General features: G+C 45.4%; 10 protein-coding genes and 1 pseudogene. 5 read left to right on the top strand and 6 right to left on the bottom strand.

Translation table 11 applies throughout. From position 1 onward, the window contains the following. Positions 1–180: 180 nt before the first annotated feature. From E5Y90_RS02185 to E5Y90_RS02170, 4 genes are read left to right on the top strand one after another with little or no spacing between them, the layout of a single operon-like run. A complete protein-coding gene (locus tag E5Y90_RS02185; protein WP_174660542.1) occupies positions 181–2,235 on the top strand; it encodes a M3 family metallopeptidase in 2,055 nt (684 codons plus the stop codon). A gap of 41 nt (positions 2,236–2,276) precedes the next feature. After that, the gene (locus tag E5Y90_RS02180) at positions 2,277–2,486 is read left to right on the top strand and encodes a YheV family putative zinc ribbon protein (RefSeq protein ID WP_171478860.1); all 210 of its coding nucleotides are present in this window, start codon (positions 2,277–2,279) and stop codon (positions 2,484–2,486) included. Between the two features lie 15 nt (positions 2,487–2,501). Next, entirely contained in the window at positions 2,502–2,930 is a 429-nt protein-coding gene (locus E5Y90_RS02175) for a hypothetical protein (protein ID WP_174659282.1), read from the top strand. 57 nt (positions 2,931–2,987) lie between these two features. Beyond that, positions 2,988–3,872: a DMT family transporter gene (locus E5Y90_RS02170; protein WP_174659281.1), complete on the top strand. Its 885-nt coding sequence runs from the start codon at positions 2,988–2,990 to the stop codon at positions 3,870–3,872. Between the two features lie 425 nt (positions 3,873–4,297). On the opposite strand, the gene E5Y90_RS02165 is transcribed toward E5Y90_RS02170, so the two are convergent. Genes E5Y90_RS02165 through E5Y90_RS02155 form a run of 3 tightly spaced genes read right to left on the bottom strand, consistent with a single transcriptional unit; the run spans position 4,298 to position 7,209 of the window. Further along, positions 4,298–5,743 (bottom strand): NAD(P)(+) transhydrogenase (Re/Si-specific) subunit beta, encoded by a 1,446-nt coding sequence (locus tag E5Y90_RS02165; RefSeq protein WP_174659280.1) that lies wholly within the window; start codon positions 5,741–5,743, stop codon positions 4,298–4,300. A 3-nt stretch (positions 5,744–5,746) separates the two neighbouring features. Further along, entirely contained in the window at positions 5,747–6,070 is a 324-nt protein-coding gene (locus E5Y90_RS02160; RefSeq protein ID WP_151205399.1) for a proton-translocating transhydrogenase family protein, read from the bottom strand. Between the two features lie 11 nt (positions 6,071–6,081). After that, entirely contained in the window at positions 6,082–7,209 is a 1,128-nt protein-coding gene (locus E5Y90_RS02155) for a Re/Si-specific NAD(P)(+) transhydrogenase subunit alpha (protein WP_174659279.1), read from the bottom strand. Positions 7,210–8,188: 979 nt separating this feature from the next. On the opposite strand from E5Y90_RS02155, the gene E5Y90_RS02150 reads away from it, so the two are divergent. Next, positions 8,189–9,382 (top strand): MFS transporter, encoded by a 1,194-nt coding sequence (locus tag E5Y90_RS02150; RefSeq protein ID WP_174659278.1) that lies wholly within the window; start codon positions 8,189–8,191, stop codon positions 9,380–9,382. On the opposite strand, the gene E5Y90_RS02145 is transcribed toward E5Y90_RS02150, so the two are convergent. The 3 genes and pseudogenes from E5Y90_RS02145 to E5Y90_RS02135 form a co-directional block, all read right to left on the bottom strand. Further along, the gene (locus E5Y90_RS02145; protein WP_174660541.1) at positions 9,379–10,023 is read right to left on the bottom strand and encodes a hypothetical protein; all 645 of its coding nucleotides are present in this window, start codon (positions 10,021–10,023) and stop codon (positions 9,379–9,381) included. The genes E5Y90_RS02150 and E5Y90_RS02145 overlap by 4 nt on opposite strands. Positions 10,024–10,367: 344 nt before the next feature. After that, a pseudogene (locus E5Y90_RS02140) lies at positions 10,368–12,422 on the bottom strand (EAL domain-containing protein). 391 nt (positions 12,423–12,813) lie between these two features. Next, entirely contained in the window at positions 12,814–15,000 is a 2,187-nt protein-coding gene (locus E5Y90_RS02135; RefSeq protein WP_174659277.1) for a carboxy terminal-processing peptidase, read from the bottom strand. Positions 15,001–15,180 lie beyond the last annotated feature (180 nt).

Below are 15,180 nucleotides of genomic sequence, written 5' to 3'. Positions count from 1 at the left end.
TCCCCATCATCGATATAAATGAGCTAGCAGCCTTACCCTCATCTGAGGGTGGGTTGATTGAACAACTTCAACATATTAATAAAAAATTGAAAATATTAAATACAAAGCTAGAGAAAAAACTTTAACCACCTTGATTTCCCCAATCCAAGGCCCTACATCTAGATTCAATATAGAAAATTAATTTGGCAGACCAACATGACTTTAGAAAAGGCAACTTTGCCTGTTCCACAATTTGATCAGATTACCCTAGAAGAACTCAAACAAAAGATTGAAAGCTGTATTGCTGAAGGTCAAAAATTCCTGAATGAACTCACTGAAACACCGGATTCAGCTCAGGCACAGCTTGCGATTTTGCAACATGTCGACACACTTGAAAATAATATGAGTGAATCTTGGGGGGTGTTGTCGCATCTCAATGCGGTGATGAATAATTCCGAAACCCGTGAAGTCTACCAAGCCTTATTACCGGGTTTAAGTGAATACTATACTCAGCTCGGCCAACATACGGCCCTTTATCAGACCTATCAGCATGTGCATGATGCAGCTGAGTTCGCAAAGCTGTCTGCAGCACAGCAAAGTGCAGTCAAGCTGGCTCTTCGTGACTTTAAGTTGTCCGGTGTCGCTCTGGAAGGTGAGGCCAAAAAACGTTATGCAGAAATCTCCGCACGTTTATCCCAGCTTTCTTCGGACTTTTCCAATCATGTGCTGGATGCGACTCAAGCCTACTTCCGGCCATTAAATGAAAATGAGCTAGCAGGTTTATCGGCAAGCCATATTGAACTGCTTAAACAATATGGCAAACAGCATGAACTGGATCAGCCAGTGGCGACCTTAGATTTTCCGTCTTATCTGGCCATCATGACCCATGCTGAAAACCGCAATCTGCGCGAGGAAATCTATAAAGCCTATACCACACGTGCTTCAGATCAGTCCGATAAGTCTGAGTTTGACAATACCCCTGTGATGGAAGAAATCTTAAGTCTGCGTCAGGAAATGGCTGCGCTCCTCGGCTTTAACAATTATGCTGAATATTCTCTGGCCAGTAAAATGGCACCCAGTGTCGATGCTGTAGATGATTTTTTGCGTGATCTGGCAGCGCATGCGCGTGCCCCGGCTGAAAAAGAAATTGCTGAACTGAAAGCGATTGCAGCGGAAGACGGCATTACTGACTTACAGCCTTGGGACAGTGGTTATTATTCAGAAAAACTGAAAATGCAGCAGTTTAACCTGTCTCAGGAAGCACTAAAGCCGTATTTCCCTGCACCGAAAATCCTGCAAGGTCTGTTCAGTATTGTGAACCGTTTATACGGCATTCAGGTCATTGAACGTGAAGCACCCGTCTGGCATCCAGATGCGCGTTATTTTGAACTGGAAGATCAGGATGAGGTGATTGGCGGTTTCTATTTCGACCTGTATGCCCGTCAGGGTAAACGCGGCGGTGCCTGGATGAGCGGCTTCCGTTCACGGATGCAAACCGCAAATGGCCTACAAAAACCGATTTGCTATATGGTGGGTAACTTTACCCCACCGGTGGGCAATCGCCCTGCCTTGCTAACCCATGATGAAGTCATCACCCTGTTCCATGAGTTTGGCCATGGCCTGCACCACATGCTGACCGAAGTCGACAATATTGCGGTGGCAGGGACTCACGGCGTAGCTTGGGATGCTGTCGAATTGCCAAGCCAGTTTATGGAGTTTTGGGCCTGGGATCAGGAAAGTCTGGACTTGCTCAGTGCACACATTGAAACCCAGGCATCCTTACCAGCAGAGCTGCTGAAATCCTTGCTGGATGCCCGTTTTTTCCAGTCAGGTATGCAGACATTGCGTCAGCTTGAATTTGCCTTATTTGATTTAAGCATCCACCGTGCCCATCCGGCCCTCAATGCCGAGCAGATTCAGAACTGCCTGAATGAGATCCGTCAAAAATATGCGGTCTTGCCTACCACCGCCTATAACCGTTTTCAGCACAGCTTCAGTCATATTTTCGCAGGCGGCTATGCAGCTGGCTATTATTCATACAAATGGGCAGAGGTTTTGGCCAGTGATGCCTTTGAACGCTTCGAACATGAAGGCATTTTTAACACTGAAACCGGAAAGCAGTTTAGACAGAATATTCTAGCAGTTGGCGGAAAAGATCAGGCACTTGATGCATTTATCAATTTCCGCGGACGCGAGCCAAAAATAGATGCGTTACTACGTCATCAAGGTTGGACGAACGCGTCTAAAAACGCTTAAACTAGGTTTTTTAAGTTGATCACAAGGTGAGTATGATGACCATTAAACGTCGTTTCATTGCAGGCGCAAAATGTCCAAAATGCCAGGCACTGGACCGGGTTGTCATGCTGACCTCTGGTGAAAATGAGTGGATTGAATGTATCGAGTGCGGTTATGAAGAAAACCGCCCGACGCATATCGATCAACCTGAAACACCAGCTGCTCCGGATGAAGTCGGTGTGGTTCAGTTTAAACCTCGTTCAGCAAAATAAAATCGGGTTCAAGCGATGTCAGTAGAACAAAGGAATAATCCTAAACTTTTGATAGGAATCATTGGGGCTTTAAGTGCTGTGGCAATATTGGTCGTGGTTTATCAATGGCTAAATCATGCGCCCGCAGCCACCACTGAACAGGAACAGACTGTGATCACTCGTCCAGCGGCTCCACCTGTGGCTGAGCCACTTCAGGAATCTGCTGGCCGCCAGAACGAATCCGCAGCGCCACAGGTTCTGGTGACGGACGATATGATGAACACAGCCGTTCCGACCACGCCTGCACTGGCCAAAGAAGAAGTAGCCAAACTGGAAGATCTGCAAGCCCAGCTCAACGACCAGAAAGCGACCTTAGAAGCTCAGCATAATGATGCCGACCAGCTGATTCAGTTAAAGGAAGAACAGATCAAGCTACTTGAAGCCCAACTGGCACACAGCCAATAAGCCTTTCATACTCCATTTCGGCTAGAATAGTTTCAATCTTCTAGCCCTCTGAGTTTCATGTCCACTCCTCCCACTTCGCATCTGCTTAAAGCGATTTTGTTGCTGACCTGCTCTGCTCTGCTGTTTTCAATGATGGGTGTATGTATCCGCTATGCCTCACAAACTGTAGACAATGCCACTGTGGTCTTTTTCCGCAATGTGGTTGGCTTGTTTATTTTTCTCCCGCTGATTTTAAATAAGGGAGTTGGTTTTTTCCGGACAGAAAAAATCTGGATGCATATCTGGCGCTCTGTGGTCGGATTGATAGCCATGTATGGCTTCTTTTATGCCATTGCCCATTTGAAACTTTCAAATGCCATGGTCTTTACCTATTCTTCTCCTATTTTTATTCCTTTAATTGCCTGGCTATTCTTAAAGGAGAAAGTCACAGCCAGTATGATCGTCGCTGCCAGTATTGGTCTGGTAGGTGTCATCTGTGTGGCCAAACCTGATACCGGACTGTTTAACCTGATGGCTGTCATTGGCTTGGGAGCAAGTTTTCTGGCCGCCATGGCATTTGTAACGGTACGTGCTCTAACTCAGACCGAGCCTCCGGAACGCATTGTGTTTTATTTCTGCCTGATCGGCAGCTTAATTTCGGTCATTCCCATGTTTTGGCTCTGGCGTCCTTACAGCCTGACTGAATTGGGCTATTTGATTGCCGCCGGACTTCTGGCCAATATCAGCCAGCTCTTTATGTCCACAGCCTATAAACTGGCCCCTGCGGGACAGATTGGTCCGGTCAATTATATTGCGATTGTCTTTGCGGGCCTCTGGGGCTACGTGTTCTGGCATGAAGTACCGGATTTTTCCAGCCTGCTGGGCTTGAGTCTGATTTTCTGCGCAGTCTTACTCTGTAGCCCGCTATTACAAAGCAAACTTAACCGGGCTAAATCCTCTTAGACCAAACCCATTTCTCTCAAATTTAGGACTGTACGCACTATACAGCTACACTATATCCATGTCGGGTTTTATAGTGTCCGGTCACTCAAAAAATAGATCATCAGAGCTATTTTTTGAAAAAAAGATAAATTGGATTTTTTGATAAAGAAACCTTATACCATACTGAACACCGCTGCTACTCACAACAGACCTGTATGTTGACAGGATACAAATCTATCGCATCTTCCAACTGAAGACCTGTGCGAAAACCGGAATAAAAAAAATCGGCACCACCCGCCGCACTATAAAAATATTTTTATATTTGGCCTTGCTCTTCTTCTCGTTCAGCCACCCATAGAGACAATTAAAGATAAAAAACCACCCGAAGGTGGTTCTTAGTCTTACTCAGCCTTCCTTTAAAAAGAAGGGAGAGGGTTATGGCAAGATTAGTGACCTGTCCCGTTAATGGCTTTGGTCATGTCTTCAACCACTTTTTTCGCATCCCCGAAGATCATCATGGTTTTATCATTATAAAACAGGTCATTGTCCAGACCGGCATAACCGGTGGCCATAGAACGCTTGATCACCATGATGGTACGTGCCTTATGCGCTTCCAGAATTGGCATACCGTAAATTGGAGAACTTGGATCATCTTTTGCTGCCGGGTTCACAACGTCGTTTGCACCAATCACCAGTACGACATCAGTTGCCGGGAAGTCCGAGTTAATCTCATCCATTTCCAGAATATCCTCATAAGGCACATCTGCCTCAGCAAGCAGTACGTTCATGTGACCTGGCATACGACCTGCAACCGGATGAATCGCGAAACGAACTGTTACGCCCTGCTCTTTTAGCAAGTTTGCCAGCTCTTTGACTGCATTTTGCGCACGGCCTTGTGCCATACCATAACCCGGTACAATGACTACGCTGTCCGCATTTGACATCAGGAAGCCGGCATCATCTGCTGAACCTGAACGGTGGTTACGCTGTACTTGTTCGCTCGCTGCTGCTGCCAGTGCAGCACCGCCACCCATCGCTCCACCAAACAGTACGTTGATAATGGAACGGTTCATGGCTTTACACATGATGTAAGACAGAATCGCACCAGAGGAACCGACCAATGAACCTGCAACAATCAGCATGTTGTTTTCTAGCGTGAAACCAATGCCTGCCGCTGCCCAGCCTGAGAATGAGTTCAACAGAGAAACCACAACCGGCATGTCACCCCCACCCACTGGGGCAATCCACACCCAGCCAAAGGCTAGCGCAAGAGCTGTCATGATCCAGAAAGCGTTCATATTACCGGTCAGGAAGAAGTAAACCCCTGCTGCCAGCATGGCAATAAAGATTAGTGCCTGAACCGGTTTGACCCAGCCACCTGAAATGGTTTTGGCCCATTTTTTTGCCGCCAGTTTACCGTAGGCAAATACAGATGCAGTAAAGGTAATCGCTCCGACGAAACAGCCTACAAACAGTTCAAATAAATGAACCTTGCTCATTTCATGGAAAGTCACACCATTGGCTGTCAACAGGTCTGGACCCAGTTCAGCCAGCTTGTTGTTATGGATAATCGCGGCGACAGCAATCAGTACCGCTGCCAGACCCACCAAAGAGTGCATCAAAGCTACTGTTTCCGGCATTTGGGTCATGGGCACAGTACGTGCACGCGCAATTCCTACAACCCCACCCAGCAGCATAGCTCCAACAATCATCCAGATCACAGGATTATCAGCCACAAAGAAAGTGGTGATCACTGCAATTGCCATGGCAATCATGCCGTAGCGGTTACCTGCAATCGCAGTTTTAGGGCCCGACAAACCTCGTAGCGTTAAGATGAAAAGTACGGCACCTACCAGGTAGAACCAATCCGCATAGTCTTTAATAAATTCCATGGATTAGCCCTCTTTCTTTTTTTGCTTCGGTTTGAACATTTCCAGCATCCGTGCAGTCACGGCAAAGCCACCAAAAATATTGATGCTGGCCAGAAATACCGCAATCGCACCCAGTACACTGACCACATTGATGGTCTGGAAATGTACGCTGCCTTCTACGCCCACCATTGGCAAGCCAACAGTTTGAATCATCGCTCCTACGATGATGATCGAAGACAAGGCATTGGTCACCGCCATCAAGGGGGTATGCAGTGCAGGAGTTACGCCCCAAACCACGTAGTAACCCACGAAGATGGCCAGGACAAAAATCGTAATTGTTTCAACCATGAGTCTGCTCCTTAACCACGTTTTAACAGCACTTGGCCGCCGTGAGTGACAAGTAGGGCTTTTTGAATTTCATCTTCCTGATTCAGAACAAAGTTCTTCTCAGCATCAAAAAGGGTTTCTACAAAGTTATAGACGTTACGTGCATAGAGCGCTGATGCTTCAGTCGATACCGTCGATGGAATATTGGGTACACCCAGAATCTTCACACCGTTTTCAGTGACAACAGTTTCGCCGCACTTTGAACCTTCAACGTTACCGCCGGATTCCACCGCCATATCCAGAATCACGGAACCCGGTTTCATCTTGGCTACAGTTTCAGCTCGGATTAAACGCGGTGCATCACGGCCTGGCAATAGCGCAGTGGTAATCACGATATCTGCATTCGATACCGCTTTATCGACAATAATGGCCTGATCCTGGATGTACTGTTCACCCGGCATCCACCCATAACCATTTTTGGCAGCATCTGCCGCTTTTTGTTGCTCTTCAGCAGACATCGGTACGTCTAACCATTTACCACCTAACGATTCAACCTGATCTTTGGCAGTTGGACGCAGGTCTGTGGCTTCAACGATGGCACCCAAACGCTTCGCGGTCGCAATCGCTTGCAGACCAGCCACCCCGACCCCCATGATCACCACACGGGCCGGTTTCACCGTACCCGCAGCAGTCATCAGCATTGGAAACATGCGCTGGTATTCAGCAGCCGCCAAAAGCACAGACTTATAGCCTGCCAGGTTGGCTTGCGATGACAATACGTCCATGTTTTGCGCACGGGACAAAGTCCGCGGCAAAAGCTCAAGTGCAAATGCAGACACATTCTGTGCCGCGAACTGGTCAAGCTCGGTATTGCGGTATGGATCAAACATTGCCACCACCGTGGTATTGGCGGACAGCTTCTGAATTTCCTCACCTTTCGGTGCACGAACTTTCAAAATCATCTGGCTACCGGTGTAGGCATCATCCGTAATTTTGGCGCCAACTTGCTCATAGGCACTGTCGATATAGGCAGCTTTTAGCCCTGCACCACGTTCGATCACCACACTATGACCAGCGCTGATCAATTTCTTTACTGTCTCAGGCGTCGCAGCGACGCGATTTTCACCGATGACAGTTTCGGCTGGAATTCCAATCTGCATGAGCGTTCCTCAAGCTAATTTTTCTTAAGTAAACATCGTGATTGACGATGTTTCCCCTCAGGATGTGTTTTTGTTGAATTTTTGGATTCTAAATAAACTTCTAGAAAATACTACCTATTATTTATTTAATAAATACCCATATTTTGAACTGATGATTCATAAAAATGATGGTTTCATATAATATTATTCAGTTCGGCCTTATGTTTTGATTTGCCGAATTTATAAACGATATTTATTTTTTTGAAGAATAAACCAGCTTTCTTGTCTTTTAAGCACCTCCAGTATTCTGATTTATTTTGTTACATTGATTATTCTGACAAAAAAATTGATGTTTCTAGCTCGGTCGGGTATTTTCCCAAAGCTCTGCTAAAGCCCCTAATAGGGTACTTTTTCCGGCATGTGGGGTTGAGTTTTTGACTTTTTTGACAACTTTAGGCTGATCTTTCCAGCAAAGACGTTTGCATAAAAACCCTCTGTTTTCCTATAACTTTTTAGGCGTTTACTTATAAAAAATATGAATTAATTGTGATAAGTCCGGCTTATTTTTATGACTTGGACGCATGCGATGTAAGTCTAAAACTGAAGGCTGAACCCTTGAAAAAATATTCTGAACTATTTCCTGAATTAATACTCAATCCCCAAGTTAAATCTCTACTCCTGCTCTTTTGCACCAAAGTTGGGCGAAGAGTGATCCAGTTTTTGTTTTTTACTCTACAACAAGCCCGGCAGCTTTCTATAAGTTCAGTAGCATGGGAGCTATTTCCCCTGTTCCTGCCCAAAATATATGCGCTTAATTAACTCTCATCTGTCGAAATCCCGCGTAGAGACTCGTTTAAGCAGTTTAACAATCTCCATTTGCGTTACAGTTCTAGTTATATTTGCTACCTTTATCATCCAAATTTCTGGTCTATAGTATCTGCAATTTCTGTATTTTTTGCTGCAATTGCGGCTGCTTTCCCCCTCATATAAGGTACCTGTTATGCAACCCTCTCTCGATATCAGTCAAAATAAATCCCTCTTATGGCTGATGGCGATTGCATGCGGTTTATGTGCCGGGGCCAACTATTATGCTCAGCCCTTAATTTCTTCCATTCAGGAATACTATCAGGTACCTGAATCTCAGGTGGCTCTTACCGTGACTATTGCTCAGGTGTCCTATGCCCTAGGCCTGCTGTTTATTGTACCTTTGGGCGATATGCTGAATAAAACCAGATTAATCCCCTGGTTAATGTTTGGTGCAGCCCTGGGCTTGCTGATCTGTGCCATGGCCACCAACCTGCCTATGCTCTGGATCGGAACGATGCTTGCCGGATTATTTTCGGTGGCTGCGCAGATTTTAATTCCTTTGGCCACGATGGCGGTCAAACCGGAAAAAACTGGAGAAGTGGTGGGTTTTCTGATGAGTGGCCTACTGGTGGGTATTTTACTTTCCACCAGTATTTCGGGACTGCTTTCTGAACTGTTTCACTGGAAAACAATTTATGCCCTGAGCAGCATGTCATTGCTGGTTCTAGGTGTTTATCTGAAAGGTCAACTGCCGAATATGCCGCGTATGCGCCTGACTTATGGCGTTATTTTCAAGTCCATGGGACTTTTACTGCGTGAGGAACCACGCTTGCTACTTCGCTCGCTAATCGGGGCCTGTGCCTTTGCCGCGATGAGTATGCTATTTTCTACAATTGCCTTACTGTTAACCCAGCAACCGTTCTTCCTCTCGGATGTAACAGTCGGTCTGGTGACTATAGTGGGTGTCTTTGGTGCACTGTCGACACGGTTTATTGGCAGATGGGCTGATCTGGGGTATATCAAGCAGCTGAGTTGGATGGGCGGTTCGCTTCTGGCCGGAAGCTGGTTATTTTTATATTTTGGCGGCATGTTCTTAATCAGTTATATAATCGGCTATGCCCTGATTAACCTTGGCCTGGCGATTATCCATAGCTGCAATCAGAACGTGATTTTCCAGTTACGCCCAGATGCCAAATCACGCCTTAACTCTATTTATATGACCTTGTATTTTGTTGGTGGCGCCTGTGGTTCTGCACTTGGTGTATATGCCTGGCATCACGGTGGCTGGAAGATGACCTGTCTATTCGGTCTTGGCCTGGCCCTCGGCGCTATCCTGTTTATAATGCTTGATCAATGGCAACAATCTCGCATACGGACTCAACATTAACTCATTTGTACAGCCGGATAAAATGGCTTGCCCGAATCCAGTGCAGCCGAATTTTCTAGCAGGATATGGATAAAGACCGGCATTAAGGCGGCGAGAACCCGGCAGCCATCCTGTAACTGTTTTCGATTCAGCGCACTGTGACAGGTGGTGCCCCCCTGCAACATTTGTTGATGTAAGGTGGATAGACGCTTAAAAATTGCAAATAAAATTTTGCTTAAATTACGCTCTTGCAACGCTTGTTGCAGCTGGTGTTTTTGCTGGGCTAATGCTTCCTGACAACTTTGCAGGCTGATTTTATGATGGCGATAATCCCAGAAACCCTGATCAGTATAAGGGCTGTCCAAAAGGGATAAAATTGGCTGACTGTATTTCTCCCAGACAATATGGCTCAGCTTCTGGTCCACATCTTTTTGGCAAAGCTGTTCCAGAAATTGATGCAGGCAATGCTGCTCCGGATTGGCCGCGCCTTCATGGGCATGAATAGAATTAAAGCTGATCCATAGGCTGATAAACTTAAATTCCAGCTCCTGATCCAGCTCGATCGACTTCTTTAACCAGCTTAATCCTCGCTGAACTCGCAAATTAAAATGTTGGGAATACTGAGGTTTTTTGATTTTATAAATTTCCTCCAGTAATAACACCATTATTCTCCTTATTTGTCTCGTTTTCTTTATCTTAGCCTTAAAAATATAAAAATATACTGTTAATACGTGACTGCTAGTTTATTTTTACTCCTCCTGGTTGTTGCCCCCTTCGAGTTGCATCAAAAGATGAAGGTTAATCTGAAGTTACACCGTTTAGTCTGGAATCAGGCTGATTTACGGCGCTATCCGGTCGTTATTCAATCCAATTTTGGGCTAAATTTTCAGTTATAGATTGAACTGATTCTGTCTACCCAATGCTCTATACCGTATTTAATGATAATTGAAGGGAGGGCTGAACAGTTGAAGACAGAAAAGCCCAGCATAGGACGGCCTTGCAAACTCTAATCCAAGCCGAGAAAATTACATGCTTCAAGCTGCTCAACAGTCATCGGCTTACCCAGCAGATAGCCCTGCATCTGCTGACAACCAAGGCGGATCAGGATATTAGCCTGCTGTTTCGTTTCTACCCCTTCTGCTGTCACCTTTAAACCTAACTTGTTGGCCAACTGGATAATACTTTCCAGAATCATTTCTTCTTTTGAACCTTCAGTCAGCCCCTGAATAAACTCCTTATCAATTTTCAGCTCATCAACGGACAAATTTTTCAGATATAAAAAACTGGAATGTCCGGTACCAAAATCATCAATTGCCAACTGAATCCCCATATTGCGCAATTGCTCCAGGGTACGGATACTGGCATCAATATAATGCATCGCAGTGGTTTCAGTAATTTCGATCATCAGATGGCCAGGTTGAATAGCGTATTTTTTTAAGAGTTGCTCCAGTGTACTGCACAGGTGCTTATGCTCAAACTGGACTGCGGATAAATTCACCGCCAGCGGGAAAAAATCAGTTTTACTTTTTTCCCAGAGCTGAATCTGCTTGCAGGCCTGTTCCAAGACCCAATATCCTATCTGAATCACCAGGCCAGTTTTTTCAGCACCGCCAATAAACATACTCGGCTCCAGCAGGCCATGTAAGGGATGCTGCCAACGAATCAGGGCCTCTACCCCACAAATCTGATCATCGCAATTAAATTTTGGCTGATAAAATAGAATAAATTGCTGCTCTTCTACCGCTTTATATAAATCATTAATCAGTTTGGACTGGCTTTTATTTTCATGCTGTTCAGAAGAACAATTGAATAGCGAATAGGTGTTACGGCCCTGATATTTAGAATTCAGCATAGCGGTATCTGCATTGACCAGAAGATCTTGTAGATTGGTGCCATGTTGTGGATATAAGGCTATACCGATACTGGCTGAAATATTAATCGTTTTGCCATTGATCAGAAAACCATCCTGAATCTGCTCTAGTATTTGTTCCGCCATGTTTGAAGCCTGTTCAACAGCGGTATTTTCCATGACCAGCAGGAACTCATCACCGCCTATGCGCAGTAACTGCGTATGTTCATCGAGCAAAGAATCAATACGGTGACTGAACTGGATCAATAACTGATCTCCAGACAGGTGGCCAAAGACATCATTCACCGCTTTAAAGCGGTCCAGATCAATATATAAAAAGGCAAACTTCTGCTGAGGCTGCTGCGCAGAAAATAGTTGCTGCACATATTCAGTCAGATATAAACGGTTGGGTAATTGGGTCAAAGTATCCTGAATACCCCGATTCTCAATTTCTTTATTGACCCAAGCCAGTTACAGGTTGCGATAGTTAAGGCAAGATTCCCATATTGCCACGCTTAGGGCGCCTAACAGTATCAGACTGCTGATCAAAGCGAGGGCCAGCAAAACCTCGACGCTGAAAGAATTAATCGGCTTAAGCTGCTCAGCCCCGCTAGAAAGACTGGCGCCGGCCATGCATCCATAATGCAGACCAATCAGGCTAAGGGTAAAAAAACTGGCAGCCATAGACCGGATCAGAATGGGAGAGTTGGAATACCTGTATTTATAGACGATCCAGAAGCTCAGCCCCGATCCCGCGATAGCCACCAGCACCGAACAAAGCATGACGAGCGGATCATAAGCACTATTGTAATGGTCGATGCTTAAACCTCTCATGCTAATATAATGCAAACCGGCAATACCGAGTCCCATCACGATGGCACTGAGGAGTAGACGGGCCAAGGGAAAAATCTGGCAACTGATCAACCAGACAGCAAGGCTTGAGCTGGTAAAGGCAATCAGACACGAAATAATATTCAGTTCAAAATTCATATTCAGCTGAACTGGCCACTGGCATGCAACAAGACCAATAAAGTGAACTGACCAGAGCGCCAGAGTAAACAAGGCACCTGCCCCGAGTATGAGCATTTTTTTAGATTCAAGCGGTTGGCTGCCCAGCAATTTCTGCTCAAATGAAACAGCAAAATAGCACATCACCAGAGCCATCAATGCTGATCCCAAGGCCAAGTTCACATCATAATGCATATCCATCATTTACAGTGTTCCATTTGACCTGTCATTTTTATTTTGCTCTGCACCTGTCTTGCCACATCCATCCAGCTCAATCTGCTCTATTTAAATAGAATTTCCCTCCCATCTAGAAGGCAATCACTACCCTATTTTTTTCATTTTAAATAAGCCTTGCCATTCTAAATATCCATACTTTTGCAAGGAAAAAAATATCCTGAATATATTAGGAGGCTTTTGGACTTTAGCAAATGCTTAAAACTAAAAAGTTCACTTGAATTATTCGACTAGAGTCACAGTTTTTTTCTTTTTCCCTATATAAATAGCATTTATCCTTCTAATTTTTATATAGATTTTTATATAGTTTCTACTATAAAAAAGCAGCCTGTATCCACAGGCTGCTTTTAGAAATTTTAACTTAGGATTTACCCTGCAATTTTGCATGATCATGCAAGACATTGGCAGCTTCGATCACAAACGCTTCTTCCTCAGGCAAGGCCGGACGGTCTTTGGCCTTCATTTTGGCACGTGTCTCAATTAAGGCATCCATAGAAGCCTGATAACTTTCCCAGTTTGGATAAGGCTTCAGACCAGTAGCGCTACGGCGTACATTTTCAGCATCCAAGGTTTGCTGCTCTATGGCCAGAAGCTCTGCCTTACGCTGTTTCAGGTCCAGCACTACACGCTTTTGCTCATCCGCTTTTTTCATAATCTGTTTACGTTGTTCCAGATATTTAAACTGCGGATTCTGGTATACACGTTGCTGTGAAAGCTTAGCCAGTTCCGGTACATATTTTTGCACCACACCTTCACGTTTGAACGGAGCTGTCGGAATGGTATCCCACTTCAGGGCATTCTTCGCTTTACGCTCACCAAACTCTTCATTATAAATATCCACCAGTTTAATATCCGGAATCACCCCCTTGTTCTGGGTACTTCCCCCGGTCACCCGGTAGAATTTACGCTGGGTCAAGGTCGCCTGACCATGAGCCAGGGAATCCAGTTGCACCTGTGCAGTTCCCTTACCTGTAGTGGTACTGCCAATCACAATCCCACGCTCATAATCCTGAATCGCCGCCGAGTAGATTTCGCTGGCAGATGCAGAGGCCAGATTTACCATGACCGCCAACGGACCAGCATAGGTCTGTGCGCCGCCGTCATCATCTTCAAAAATGCTAACATTACCGTTACCATCACGAATCTGGACGACCGGACCAGACTTGATCACCTGACCTAACATACGTGCCACTTCTTCCAGCGAACCGCCCGGATTGTTACGCAGGTCAACAATGATCCCGGCTACATTTTTTGCAGCCAGCTCTTTTAAGGCTTTATTGGTGTCTTCCGAGACAGAACGATAGTCCGTTCCTGCACGACGGGCACGATAATTCAGATAGAAAGACGGGATTTCAATCACACCATATTGATAGCGTTTACCATCCCGTTGAATGTCTACCGTACGGGTTCGCACACCAGCATCTTCTTCCTGAATGACATCACGTACCAGCGTCACATTACGCGCCTGTCCCATGGTTGCACCAGCCCCCAAAAGACGCAAGCTGACTTTGGTGCCGCGCTTACCACGAATCAGTCCCACGATCTCATTGCTTGGCCAGCCAATGACATCCACCATCTGTTCGCCATTTTGCGCCACACCAATAATACGGTCACCCGATTTAACCTGACCTGACTTGCTAGCAGGACCACCTTCGACAATGGTTTCAATCTTAGTGTAATCTTCATTGCCACGTTCAGGGCGAATTGACACCCCAATCCCTTCTAGTTGCAGGGTGGTCTGACGGTTCAGCTCCATCGCATCGACTGGCGGGAAATAGTTACTGTGCGGATCATACGTCAACATCATGGCATTAAGCGTTTTGTCGAGTACATCATCACTCTTGATCCGGCTCAAACGCTCTAACTGACGGGTATAACGTTTGGTCAGCGTCTGTGCTGGGGTCAAATCTTCCGGTCCAGTCAGATCCTGACCATTGGCCAGTTCAGGATTTTCCTTTAATGCCTTTTGCTTCGCCTGTTCTTCTTCTTTACTAATCGTCAGATTGATCAGCTGAGAAACCAGCATATTCGACCAGTGTGCGCGCTGTTCAGCCTCTGTTTTAAAGAACGGTGACTTCTCGCGGTCAGTTTCAATATAAACATTGGATTGATGCAGGTTTTGCGGTTTTTTCAGCTCTTCCAGCATGAACGTGTAGAACTGTCCCAAACGCTCACGGTATTTCTCATGAATTTCATAAGGGCCGGCCAGATTACCTGCTTTCAGACTGGCTCCAAAATTGGCTCCGAAGCGTTTTTTATAGTCTTCAACTTCAGAGGCCAGAAACAGGCTGTGATCTGCATCAAGACTATCAATATAAAAGTCCAAGATACGTTGAGAGGTCTGTGTATCCAGCCGCATATTCAAATAGTGTTGACGGTCTACCAGACTTGCCAGCTGACGAGATACCAAAGCCTGCTCTTGAGTCGGCTGGAGTACCTTGCTGACCACTTCGGTATTATTGGCAGCAATCGCATCATTTACGACATGGGTGAAAAATAATCCGCCTGTTGCAATCGCAACTGCACAAGCTAATGTTTGAAATTTCATAAATAATTCGTACTTCCTTGGCCTAAGGACCAATTTGACCGTGTTGCTTTTTGAGCAGAATCTAAAGTATTCAGCATCTTAAACAACTTAATATGTTTATGTCGTGTAGTTTTATCATATTCTGTGCTGACAAAGTGTAGCAAATCATTGCAAAATTCAGGTATTGTTTTTCTCTAAAAA

The organism is Acinetobacter sp. 10FS3-1, from assembly GCF_013343215.1.
In the GTDB taxonomy this organism is placed as follows: Bacteria; Pseudomonadota; Gammaproteobacteria; order Pseudomonadales; family Moraxellaceae; genus Acinetobacter; species Acinetobacter lwoffii_C.
The sequence above is the reverse complement of the archived record's forward strand: the minus strand, read 5'-3'. Positions and strand labels throughout refer to the sequence as shown.